This is a genomic window from Bacillus sp. AFS037270, from assembly GCF_002585305.1.
In genome coordinates this window covers 1-12,587 of sequence record NZ_NUNF01000021.1, presented here as the reverse complement: position 1 = coordinate 12,587, position 12,587 = coordinate 1, and the positions used below count along the sequence as shown (strand labels likewise).

At 38.2% G+C, this 12,587-nt stretch carries 10 protein-coding genes and 1 pseudogene; 5 read left to right on the top strand and 6 right to left on the bottom strand.

Annotated elements, in window-relative coordinates; translation table 11 throughout:
• Positions 1-6: 6 nt before the first annotated feature.
• Positions 7-225: a helix-turn-helix domain-containing protein gene (locus COD92_RS11390; RefSeq protein ID WP_004434885.1), complete on the top strand. Its 219-nt coding sequence runs from the start codon at positions 7-9 to the stop codon at positions 223-225.
• A gap of 418 nt (positions 226-643) precedes the next feature.
• Here COD92_RS11390 and COD92_RS11385 read toward each other — a convergent pair whose 3' ends face one another.
• From COD92_RS11385 to COD92_RS11370, 4 genes are all read right to left on the bottom strand, one after another.
• Positions 644-1,042: a hypothetical protein gene (locus COD92_RS11385; protein WP_098527893.1), complete on the bottom strand. Its 399-nt coding sequence runs from the start codon at positions 1,040-1,042 to the stop codon at positions 644-646.
• A gap of 201 nt (positions 1,043-1,243) precedes the next feature.
• Positions 1,244-1,996 carry an NADPH-dependent oxidoreductase gene (locus COD92_RS11380; protein ID WP_098527892.1) on the bottom strand — a complete coding sequence of 251 codons (753 nt, stop codon included), beginning with the start codon at positions 1,994-1,996 and terminating at the stop codon, positions 1,244-1,246.
• A gap of 105 nt (positions 1,997-2,101) precedes the next feature.
• On the bottom strand, positions 2,102-3,469 hold the full coding sequence (locus COD92_RS11375; RefSeq protein WP_098527891.1) for a dipeptidase: 1,368 nt from the start codon (positions 3,467-3,469) through the stop codon (positions 2,102-2,104).
• A gap of 311 nt (positions 3,470-3,780) precedes the next feature.
• Positions 3,781-4,956: a glucose-1-phosphate adenylyltransferase gene (locus tag COD92_RS11370; RefSeq protein WP_098527890.1), complete on the bottom strand. Its 1,176-nt coding sequence runs from the start codon at positions 4,954-4,956 to the stop codon at positions 3,781-3,783.
• Between the two features lie 1,234 nt (positions 4,957-6,190).
• Between COD92_RS11370 and COD92_RS11365 the strand changes: the two genes are divergently transcribed.
• On the top strand, positions 6,191-6,919 hold the full coding sequence (locus COD92_RS11365) for a ZIP family metal transporter (protein ID WP_098527889.1): 729 nt from the start codon (positions 6,191-6,193) through the stop codon (positions 6,917-6,919).
• A gap of 688 nt (positions 6,920-7,607) precedes the next feature.
• On the opposite strand, the gene COD92_RS11360 is transcribed toward COD92_RS11365, so the two are convergent.
• A complete protein-coding gene (locus tag COD92_RS11360; RefSeq protein WP_098527888.1) occupies positions 7,608-8,174 on the bottom strand; it encodes a general stress protein in 567 nt (188 codons plus the stop codon).
• A gap of 276 nt (positions 8,175-8,450) precedes the next feature.
• Between COD92_RS11360 and COD92_RS11355 the strand changes: the two genes are divergently transcribed.
• Together COD92_RS11355 and COD92_RS11350 are read left to right on the top strand one after the other, a co-directional pair.
• On the top strand, positions 8,451-9,218 hold the full coding sequence (locus COD92_RS11355; RefSeq protein WP_098527887.1) for a TraR/DksA C4-type zinc finger protein: 768 nt from the start codon (positions 8,451-8,453) through the stop codon (positions 9,216-9,218).
• Between the two features lie 174 nt (positions 9,219-9,392).
• Positions 9,393-10,235: pseudogene (locus tag COD92_RS11350) on the top strand (manganese catalase).
• Positions 10,236-10,438: 203 nt separating this feature from the next.
• On the opposite strand, the gene COD92_RS11345 reads toward COD92_RS11350, so the two are convergent.
• A complete protein-coding gene (locus COD92_RS11345; RefSeq protein WP_098527886.1) occupies positions 10,439-10,798 on the bottom strand; it encodes a hydrolase in 360 nt (119 codons plus the stop codon).
• 297 nt (positions 10,799-11,095) lie between these two features.
• Between COD92_RS11345 and COD92_RS11340 the strand changes: the two genes are divergently transcribed.
• Positions 11,096-12,328 (top strand): COG4705 family protein, encoded by a 1,233-nt coding sequence (locus COD92_RS11340; protein WP_255286538.1) that lies wholly within the window; start codon positions 11,096-11,098, stop codon positions 12,326-12,328.
• The last annotated feature ends 259 nt before the right edge of the window (positions 12,329-12,587 follow it).

Below are 12,587 nucleotides of genomic sequence, written 5' to 3'. Positions count from 1 at the left end.
GAGGATATGGCAATTATTATTAATATTGATGTGATGTTAGCAAAACGAAAAATGAGCGTAACGGAGCTTTCAGAGAGGGTTGGAATTACGATGGCGAATCTTTCTATTCTGAAGAATGGGAAAGCAAAAGCGGTTCGTTTTTCAACATTAGAAGCGATATGTAAGACTTTGGATTGTCAGCCAGGTGATATTTTGGAGTACAAAAGCGACGAAGACACTCAATAAAAACAGACAACAAATTTATTTAACGGGAGTGGATAGAGAATTTAAGGGATAGTCATTAAGCTATCCCTTCTTTGCGTTTATTGATGTTATTCACTTAGAGAATTCCATTGAGAATTGCATTGATATTAGTGACAAAAAATATGATGTGATTAGCAATGTTTGCACCTCAAAAGGTAACCCGTTAAAATGCCTGTTGTTTGTTAAAGTCCTCCGTAATTTTTGTTCCAATCTACTCTTCAAAATTATACGAATTAGCATACGATTCATATTGCGGAAAGCATATAAAAAAGTAGTTCGTTTTGGAGTGTTATTTTACATTTTGTACTCCAAAACTGAACTACTTAGATTCATACCTGTCATTTTTTATTAGTAAGAATTTTTAATATTTTTCTTTTTAACAATGTACCTATTCGATAGTCTATTTGGATTTGAATTTCTTTTTCAATTGTTTAAACATTGGAGAGATTTCTTTCAGCAATGGTTTATATTGTTTAGTGGTTTCGACCAGCATATCAATCGTTTCCATAAGCAATACCACATCCACTTTGTTAAGAAGATTGCCTACTTGTTGTTCTATTTGATTTTGTGGAGTTGGGGCACTGGACTCCGCTTCTTCTCTCCTAGAGCCAAGAAACCAGTTATTAAACTGATGGGTCTTGCGATTGGAATGTGGTGCCTCTTTTTGTTCCGGAATTTCTTGTGAAATACTTTCGTTGTTTTTTTTTCCTTCTTTACGCTTATTGGCTCCAAACATGAAACTCGAAAACCGATCCAATTCTCCATTAGGTTCCTTTTTTGATCTATTTTCATCTTCCACCAATCACACTCTTCTTCCCTTCATGCTCTTTTAGATAAAATATGATTGGTTTTTTAATAAGGTGTGGACAACATTAACATAAAAATCATTTGTAGGATGGACGAACGGAGTTAGATTGTTGGTTTTCAACTTAAATAAAGCTATCTGTTGTTAAAACAAACATAATCCCGCCTCAACTTTATAGGTTAAGTCTCACTTTTTCTACTTGTATTGAAATCTTTGTTTTTTCACCGTTGGGCTGGAGTTTTTTGCGTATTGTTCAAATCCGTTATCATAAAATTGAGCGACTTTACTCGACCAGTCACTGGTATCTTTTCCATTCGTCCGTTCAGACATATAGGAAGATATCGTTTGATCATATTGTTCAATAATTTCCATTTGAATTTTAGCATCATACTGTTCTTTCTGGTGGGTTGCCTGAAGCGGCAGCCTTGGTTTTTGACCTGGAACCGTTCGTGGATGTCCAACGACAAGACCTGAAATGGGAAAAACATATTCCGGAAGCTTCAAAAGATCAACAAAGGTTTGGGGATTTCTCCTTAATCCTCCGATTGGAACGATCCCAAGACCCATCGACTCAGCTGCTACGACCGAGCTTCCTAGTGCGATTCCAACATCTGTTGAACCGATCATAATCGCTTCTAAATCCTCGACGATTTTAAAATCTGTCCCATTTTTTTCAGCTGCTAGCTTCGCCCGATAAAAATCGATGCAAAACACAAGAAAAACGGGAGCCTCCTCAATCCATCTTTGGTTGCCGGCAGCTTTCGCCAATGCGGCTTTCCTTTCAGACTCTCTTACTTCGATCACGCTCACTTGCTGGCCATTAATCCAATTCGGACCAGCCAGAGCTGCCTCAATAATCGTTTGGATCTGGGCTTCGCTCACATCTTTTTCAGTTTTGAATTCCCTAACTGAGCGATGATTTCTTAATAAATCAATCGTTTCGTTCATACAATCACTCCTCGTGTATACGATACTACACACTCAGCTTGAAATTCAAACACGAGAACCTAATAAAATGCCTGTCACCACCCGTAGGTGGTGACAGGCACCATTTTACTGATTAAGAAGTTCGAAAAAGGAACAAATGGTTAGGATGCCCTTATCAAAATTTTCCAAGTTAAAGTGTTCGTTTGGTGCATGAAGATTTTCATCTGGCAAACCGAATCCCATTAAGACAACAGGCGCATTTAGGGATTGGTTAAAGTCAGATACAATCGGAATCGAACCGCCTTCTCTTTTATAAACTGGTGCTTTTCCATAGACGTTTTCATAGGCTTCGGCGGCTTTTTGGATCATCGGACTGTCGATTGGCGTTAAAAATGGATTACCCGTATCTTGTAAAGATACTTTTACCGTGCATCCTTTTGGTGCTTGCTCTTCTAAATGTTTTTTGATTAATTGTTGAATCTTTTCAGGGTTTTGATTATGAACTAAACGGCATGTGATTTTGGCATGTGCCTCGTTCGGAATCACGGTTTTGGTTCCTTCCCCCTGAAATCCGCCCCATAGGCCGTTGATTTCTAATGTTGGCCGGGAACTGATTCTCTCAGGGTAAGGAAAATTGTTTTCCCCTCCCATTAATTCCGTCAACCCTAATGATTTTTTTAGCTTTTCTTCATCGAACCCTAATGCTTTGATCTGTTCCTTTTCAAATTCCGTCAGTAGCACGACATCATCATAAAAATGGTCCACATTAACTTTTCCGTTTGCATCATGAAGGGTAGAAAGAAGCTGAACCAAGAGATGGTTGGCGTTCTGGACTCCTCCGCCAAACATGCCCGAGTGCAAATCAGAATTAGCAGTTTTAAGGGAAAATTCCAGTGCACATAGACCTCTTAAAGAATAGGTGATGGCTGGGACGCCTCTGTCCCACATATCAGAATCAGATATAACAACCACATCACATGCTAATTTTTCTTTATTATCGGATAAAAATGCCGGAAGATTAGGACTTCCGATTTCTTCTTCTCCTTCAATGCAAAATTTAACGTTTACTGGTAATTCACCTTCTAATTTCAATAGTGTTTCTACTGCTTTAATATGTAAGAACGTCTGCCCTTTGTCGTCGGTTGCCCCTCTGGCAAAGATCTTTTCATCACGGATCGTTGGTTCAAACGGAGGAGTTTCCCATAAATGAACAGGGTCAACAGGCTGTACGTCATAATGGCCGTATACTAAGACTGTTGGGGCATTTTCCTGATAAAGCCAGTCCGCATAGATAATCGGATGACCTTCTGTCTGGACGATTTCAACATGTTCCATTCCAATGCTTTCTAATTTATTGGCAATCCATGAAGCTGCTTGTTGGATGTCCTCTTTATTCTCGGATAAGGAACTTATGCTAGGAATACGGAGCAATTCTTTTAATTCTTCAACATTTTGATCATGTTGATTGGATAAAAACTCTGTTAACTGTTTCATGTTCTCACCTTTTCTGTTAGATTTTCTATTCCTATTTTATACAAAAAGTATGGAGAAAACCTACAAACAGCTCTGAAAAAAAGAAAAGATTTATTAGACATTATGAATGTGCCTGCACCACCCAAAGATGGTTAGGAGATTTCTACCGTTTGCGGGAACTAACAGCAATTAATCATGGTAAGATTTCTATATACGTTCCTTTGTATCAATGTCCGCATTATTTCCTCGGGATTCTAGGGTATAAAGATATGTTTTGGTACTTCTCACAAATCTTGTAAAGATTCACAAAAAAATTTCTAGCCTGTTATTTTCTACACTATGTGGTTTTTGATCTTTTTAGATTTATCCCCTATTATTAAATGGTTATCCCCTATTAAAGTAATCTCGCTAAATGGGTTAGCTTCCCCCATTTGAACATTCGATTCAATCACCGTACCACTACCAACGACCGTTCGATTAATGATTGCATTTTGACCTATTACCGTATTTGGTAAAATAACCGAGTCCCTAATAACGGCACCTTTCCCTACTGTAACTCCGTGAAAAAGAACTGAATTCTGAACGGTCCCAAACACTTTACATCCGTCACTCACTAGAGATTGGTGAATGCTAGCTTTCCCATCCAAATACAACGGTGTCCAAGATGTTTCATAGGTATAGATCTCCCACTCTTCATTCTGTAAAAGAGGATTGGTTTGATATGAGAGCAAATCCATATTTGCTTCCCAAAGGCTTTGAATGGTTCCGACATCCTTCCAATACCCTTTGAACTGATAGGCATACAATTGCTGGTTATTTTCAATCATCGCGGGGATGATGTCCTTGCCAAAATCCTTTGATGAATATGGGTTCTTTTCTTGTGTTTCCAAATATTTTTTTAACAACTTCCAATTAAAAATGTAGATTCCCATAGAAGCTAAATTTGATTTTGGTTGTTTCGGTTTTTCTTCAAATTCCGCTATTCTATTGGACTCAGAATCTACACTCATAATGCCAAACCGATTGGCTTCCTTCCATGGTACATGGATGACAGAAATCGTTGCATCCGCTTTCGTTTGAATATGCTGCTCGAGCATTTTACTGTAATCCATTTTGTAAATGTGGTCACCTGAAATAATTAGTACATATTCAGGATTGTAACTTTCGATATAACGGAGGTTTTGATAAACCGCGTGGGCCGTCCCTTCATACCATCTTTCCCCCTGCTCACATTGATATGGAGGAAGAATGGTTACCCCCCCATTTTTTCTATTTAAGTCCCAGTGCTTACCATCGCCAATATAATTTTGAAGGGTATGAGGTTGATATTGTGTTAAGACACCGACTGTATCGATCCCGGAATTGCGGCAATTGCTTAGGGTAAAGTCAATGATTCTATATTTTCCTCCAAATGGGACGGCTGGTTTAGCAATATATTGAGTTAACTCTTTTAAACGGCTGCCTCTTCCCCCAGCTAAAAGCATCGCGATACATTGTTTAGCTGTCATAATATACCTCCTGTAGAAGATGTACTTTATATTTGAAGATGATGAAACATTTATTGTTATTGCTTTTATAAAACAAACAGTGGTACCTTTGTTAATAATGAAGGGATTTCACTATAGCTAGTAAGCAAAACTTCCCCGTAAGCTTAGAAAAAAAAACCGCCAAAAGGCAGCTGGATGTTCAACTCTTGCACAGTTAGTGAAAATCCCTATAAGACTCAACACTTTCATCATTTTGCTCGATTTGATTTATTTTCTCACGTGTATACCTATTGGAATATAACAACAATAAAAGTAACAAAACTAGACATCCGCTAATGATCAACAAGAAATATTGAAACCAAGTACCTAAATCTAAAAACTCCAACTAAACTCCCCTCTTTCCTATCAAATTTTCCATTTCACTCCTACTAATTGCTGAACCTGATTAACAGTAGGTATTCATTACTATCATTTATATACCCAAAAAACATTATATGAATCATATAAATTTACAGGTAATGAATGAAATACTTCAACGGAAGCTTCATTCTGCTTGCCTTTCTCTTTTGCCCCATACACCTAAAAAAATCATAAACCAAAACGGGGACATGAAAGTGATTCCTCGGATGAATCCAATCATAAAATTGAACATAATGACTCCTCCTTATGTGCTGAAGAGCAGGAAGGCTCCCTGCCTGTTTTTTTCTCCCATTCGAGAATGTAATAGGTTCCTAGGCCAAGTGCTCAAAATTGTTTTTGGCAAAGTGACAATGAGGAAACTGTTCCGGTAAAAGGATTTCTCACCCATGAAGATATCCGAATAGTGCTTCATTCTATGTCAATTTATCTTTCTAGTAAGGTACCCCGTTTTGGATATCGTAATCATCTGCGGTTAAAACTTGTTTTTCAAAGTAACTATAAACGATCTACCACTCATCAACCGGATTGTTTGGAAAACGGAAATGCGGGTCAATCAAAATAACTCCTCCAACACTTCTTCTAACCATACATCCCCCGCCTACCTTACAGTGTTGGGTTTTTATCATACACAAAAAGGGTAATCTCTTAAGAGATTAATAGCCATCATAAAGGAGGATTGAGGAGGGATAAATAGTCCATTAAAGTCCAAATATATGTTAACAGTCATCTTGATACGAGCTTCGGGAAATCCTCCTCTGAATGATGTCCTATTTATGTTTAAGAGATAGTTATTCATTTTAACTAGTATTGTAACTTTTTGGAAGGAGGAAATACTATGTGGTATGCTGCCATGTGGGGAGCCATTTCAGGTTCTGCGGTTTTCCTAGGTGCCCTTGCCGCTTTATTTTTTCACGTTAAGAAAAGAATCATAGGTGACATAATGGCATTTGGAACAGGGATCTTGATTGGTGCGGCTTCCTATGAATTGCTCGAGGATTCAGTGCACAATGGAGGATTAAAAGCGACTGCTATAGGATTTTCTTTAGGTGCCCTTATATTTACGATCCTAAACTATTTCGTTTCTAAAAAAGGCGCAGATCAAAGAAAACGTTCAACCCAGAATGCCAAAGGTGCGGGGCTTGCCATTTTTATTGGAACAGTGATGGATGCGATTCCTGAATCCATCATGGTAGGAGCCAGTCTGTTGGAAAAACAGTCTGTCAGTTGGTTGTTAGTTGCGGCGATATTCCTTAGTAACATTCCTGAAGGACTCTCAAGTACCGTGGGTTTAAAAAACAGTGGTTACCAGAAGAGGAAAATATTTATGTTGTGGTTATCAGTTTTGGTCATTTCTTCTTTTAGTGCCTGGGGAGGATTCTTCTTCCTATCCAACGCTCCTGACTATCTTATGGCAGGAATAGCCGCTTTTGCAGGGGGAGGAATCATTGCTATGATCACCTCAACCATGATGCCGGAAGCATACGAAGAAAGCGGAACTGTAACTGGATTGATTGCTGCCTTGGGTCTATTGGTATCACTCATCATGGATCATCTTTCCACTTAATCATTGACGGTAAAGAATAGTTCTTCATTATTCAAGCAATAGTTAATTTTGTTTTCTCAGCGGTTTCATAACAACAAGGAATTTACCTTCATTAACAAGGCCTAATTAACACCAAAATTACGAAAAGCAAAATAAGAGAACCATAGTGTCTTAGATAACACTATCTCGGTTCTCTTATAACTAATGGCCATCTTCCTCTAAAAATTTTTTAAGAGCAGAGAGTTTATCCTCCCAAAAATGTTCAAAAAAGCTAAGCCAATTTTGTATTTGAACTAATGGCTCCGTTCGAAGCATATAAGGAGTTTCCCGACCTACATCCAAACCCGAGAATTAGTTAAAAACCTTCTACGAATATTTTTCAGTTAACATTAACACTATAAAAAGAGAAAACGGATATATTTTGAAAATACCTAGAGTTCAATAGAGGTTACCACAGATGAAACCATTTAAAGAAAAGGAAAAACACAAGAAAAAAATACGTCATTATCTTTTTGAGGAAATCATCGAATTTATTATTGATGGAATATTGGGTCTGTTATGGAGGTTAGTTGTAGGTTTTTTTCAATTTTTAGGGAGGTTGATTATGTCTATTTTTCATCATTTCTTTTAGATTATATTATAAGGACAGTTTAGTAAAAAAGGGTACCTTTCCCTAATTGGGGAAAGGTACCCTTATCACTTTCGATTATTAAAAGTCTCTGTTGTTACCTTTGTTCGTATTAGTTTGATTCAAGGAAGTGACCGGAGTATTGTAGGGATCATTTGATACTATCGTTCCACTTGTATCGACTGGTTGTCCCTCTCCTATACGGTTTTCTCGGCGTTCCACAACAACAAGGAATTTACCTTCTTTGACAAGGTCTTCATAACGGTCAGCCTCTTCTTCAGGAATTCCTAATCCAATTAAAACTCCTGCCAATCCACCTACGCCTGCGCCGGCAGCAGCCCCAGTCAGGGTAGCAGCTATTGGTCCAGCCGCTACAAGAGGTCCAATGCCTGGTATTGCGAGGGCACCTACGCCTGCAAGCAGTCCTAATATCCCACCAAGTGCACCGCCTGTTGCAGCTCCAGCCATAGCGCTTTTTTCCGTCGTCGTTCCAGTGGCATCATTAATTTCGTTTACGTCATCTTTGTTTTTCCCGATTACTGAAATATCCTCGGAAGCATAGCCCTGCCGTTTTAAATCTTCAACTGCCTGAATAACCTCATGTTCAGTCTCGTAAACTCCTACCAAATGCTTTTCATGTTCGTACATTGAAATTCCTCCTTTGGATTTCGTAGTCTTAATTAAAACTACCCTTCCTAAAGAGGAATGAAACATTGCCCTGAATTCAGCCCCTTAATCATGAGTGTATACACATTGGAACAATAAAATCAAAAATCCCACCCAGTCCTCCTCCATTCGAATGACAACCGCCCTTCCTCTATCAATACATACTCAGCCGTCATCATTGCGTCAGGTTTTTATAAAAACAAAAAGGGTATTTACACTACAAGATTAATAGTAAATTTAAAAGAGGATGTGACCATAATGCTGTCTACAAACCAGCTTAAAAGCTTAAAAAAGAGTCTCGAGGAGGATAAACAGGCAATTAAAATCCATATAAATGTTAACAGTAATATGGATTCGAGCATACGGGAAACAGTCGGTGAATTATCTGCTTATGACAATCATCCTGCTGACCTGGGTACAGAATTATTTGAGCGTGAACGAGACTTTGCAATAGAGGGCCACCAGGATAAAGAGCTAAAAAAAATAAATACTGCACTAAAGGCCATTGATAAAGGAACCTATGGAAAGTGCCAGGTTTGCGGAGACGAAATACCTTTCGAGCGGCTGGAAGTTCTTCCTTCCACCTTACATTGTGTAAATCACTCTCCAGAAACATCTAGCGGAGAATATAGTCCAGTTAAGGAACACATCTTAGTACGGTCCGAGGTGAATTCCTTCATGCATGAACCGGAACATGGCATTGTCGATACGCAAGATAGTTTTAGGGAGGTCGCCAGGTTTGGAACCTCGGAAACTCCTGCCGACCTCGTTGGAGATTATAATAACTATAGTGAGCTGTATAACCGTGGAAGAAACGAAGATTCCCTTCCGGAGGATTACGAAACTTATTCTGCCACAGACATCACTGGTGAGGAAAAGAACGTTCTACCTTCCAGAAAGTTGGAAGAGTACGAAGAACTGCTAGATAGTAAAGGAATTGAATCTAAAATTGGCGATATTCCATATAAAAAGAGAGATAGTTATATAGACGATCAACAAGATGATAAGAAAACAGAGACTCCATAAAGTCTCTGTTTTTTCTGAGGCTTTTTTTCATGTTAAATGCGTTCGTAGACTATTCACTCCTATGCTAGAGGGTTTCCTTTTTGGAAAAATATGTTTCTTGAAATAAAAAATGATTTATGTAAAGGGTCGATGGGTAATTAAGTATAGAAATTCAGTTAATAAAGGAGGCCTTTTATGTTTCGTCACCAATAGCAATTACAGTTTGAGGTAAAAGTAGACCGACCAGATCCTATGCTCGCCCGACAAGTCCAAGAGGTACTTGGGGGTCAATTTGGAGAAATGACTGTTATGATGCAGTACTTATTTCAAGGTTTTAATTGTCGTGGTGAAGAAAAGTATAAAGACATGTTAATGGATATAGGTACAGAGGAAATAGGGCATGTGGAGATACTTTGCTTACTAATCAGTCAATTGCTTGATGGTGCTTCTCCAGAAGATCAGGCTGAAGCGGCAAAAGACCCTGCTATTGCTGCCATAATGGGCGGGATCAATCCACAGCATTTACTCGTAAGCGGTCTTGGCGCGTTGCCTACTAATGCAAATGGAGTACCTTGGAACGGCGCTTTCATTGTAGCAAGCGGAAATTTATTAGCAGATATGCGTTCTAATTTACACGCAGAAAGCCAGGGTAGACTTCAAGTAGCTCGTCTATACCATATGACAACGGATGAAGGTGTACGTGCGACATTTCGAAAAATGCTTGCTCGTGACCGATACCATCAAAATCAATGGATGGCTGCAATTGCAGAGCTTGAAGAGAAAAACGGTGTTGTAGTCCCTGCTTCTTTCCCTGCTGAAGCGGAAAAGGAAGCCCAACCTCAGGGCTATGAATTTTGGAATCTTTCAGAAGGCAGTGAATCTTCTGAAGGTCTTTGGGCTACAGGAAGTGCACCAGATGGTTCTGGAGATTTTGTATATATTGAAGAGCCAAACGCAAAAGGACAAGTACCTAATCCAAGTATTCCGTCTGAAAAATTACATCATGACTTAGATATAACTAAATCACTTAATAAATAAAAACAAACAAAACAGGATGACCTCTCATAAGATCATCTTGTTTTTTAATAAAAATACAAAAAGAGCCTCGACTGGAGTCTCTTTTTGCTGATTTTATATCTACTACCTATATGATCCCAGCCCATAATTTATTCAATATTTCCTGGTCCTTCGGTAAGGGGCGCCAGCCACCCATTACTTTTAAGTAATATTTATTTTTTGGGTCAAAATTCTCGGTACCCGAGTATGGCTTGTTCGTTTACTAAATCTTCATTTAATATCCCCATATCGCGAATATGGTGACGGGATTTTTCATCACCCAAATAATATAGTAGGTTATAGATCAATATCATTCGTAGATCATATTCTTTGTTTTGGGGTTGATGATGATATTCAAGATAGGGAATGTGGGCTCGGACATAACTTTCCCAATCCGTTTCATCGGTTTTATCAAACAACCGTTCCAGAACAGCAGCTTGACTTGCCGTTGCTTCAATTTTAAAATCCCATTCTGCTCCATAAGGTTCACTAAAAATCTCGTGAGATTGAATGTTAATATAATAACTGTGTTTTGAATCTTCCATGAGATCATCTCCTCTCCTTTTTGTATGTTTTCCACAAATCACATCATCCAAAACAGGTAGAAGTAATCTTACTTACTAAGTCGCCTCAGCGCTCCCCCCTTCTTTAACTCTTCTTTTCGCTATTCAATTATTCTATTAGAAATACTGCCTATACTTAATAAACACTTAAGTTAATTTTAATTGGGTTTTAATAAATAACTCTCCGATTTCTACTATAGTAGAAACGAGCGTCATCTCAAAGGAATAAGGGATGAAATTGCATAGTAACAATGGACTAAAAAATAGGAGATGAGTTCTTTGAAAAAAAACTTATCAGTTTCTGAACAAACTGAAATGGTACAACCTTCAAAACTGCAAATGTTAAGCAAGGTACCAGAAGTTACTATATTCTTCTGGATCATCAAGATTTTATGTACAACTGTCGGGGAAACGTTTGCCGATTTCCTGAATTTCAATCTTGGATTTGGGTTAACTAAAACGACCATCATTATGGGAGTTGCGTTTTTCATTGTATTGTTTTTTCAATTCAAAGCTTCTAAATATGTTCCAGGCATTTATTGGGTAACGGTTGTTCTTATTAGCGTATTTGGTACATTGGTAACCGATAACTTGACAGATGGCATCGGAGTCCCCTTGGAACTTAGCACAGCAGTTTTCTCTGTTCTGTTAGGATTGACTTTTCTGTTTTGGTATCTAAGTGAAAAAACACTTTCGATCCACTCGATTTTTACAATCAAAAGAGAAGTTTTCTATTGGCTCACTATTCTATTCACCTTTGCACTTGGAACGGCAGTCGGTGATTTATACTCCGAACAACTTGGTTTTGGCTATCTTAAAACAGGAATAACCGTGATTATTATCATTGCTTGTATATTCTTGGCATGGAAAGTGAAATTGGATGGAGTATTAGCGTTTTGGATTGCGTATATTTTGACTCGTCCACTTGGAGCATCATTAGGGGATTACTTATCTCAATCAAAAGTGAATGGCGGATTGGGTTTGGGGACAACCATCACGAGCGTCATTTTCCTTGTCGCTATTTTAACGATAATTGTTTTCCTTGCTGTTTCAAAAATTGATCTAAATGCCAAAAGTGAAAGAACAGAGACAAACCAAGCAAATGGAAATAAGAAGTATGTTTTGACACAAACGATTCTGGTACTATGTATTTTCTTAGTTGCTGGTGTAGGCGGTTATATTTGGCGGAGTCAAACAATCGCATCGCAAACCAATTCTTCACAAGCGACATTAAGCGGACAATTAACAGATTTTATTAAAATTGAAAATAACTTGCTAAACGATGTAAATTCCCATAACTTTACTTCTGCGAAAAAAGGAGCAGATAATGTGGAACATCAATGGGATACTTCGGAAGCGAAACTCAGGAAAATCGATGGTACAACTTGGACAAAAATCGATGGAACAATTGACATTGTTTTATCAGCAGTTCGATCATCAACCCCCGATGCAAGCAAGTGCAAATCTGCGCTTAATAATTCACTTAGTGCCCTAAACGAAGCAAATAAATAAAATCTTCGGATTCGCAAATCGTGTTTCCCTTTTTGCATTGAAGATCATTCATAGGTCATTAGGAGAATTTGTGATTATGTGATACAATTTGTTTACCATTTGATTTACTTGTTTACATGTGCCCTACTCATTCGTGAGTGGGGCTCCTTGTTTTTTTAAAAGGAACAAATAAAAAAACAGACTCTATAAAAGAGTCTGCTTTTGTTTGTTCATATTATTAAGCTTTACGCACGTTAGCTGCTTGAGCTCCACGTTGACC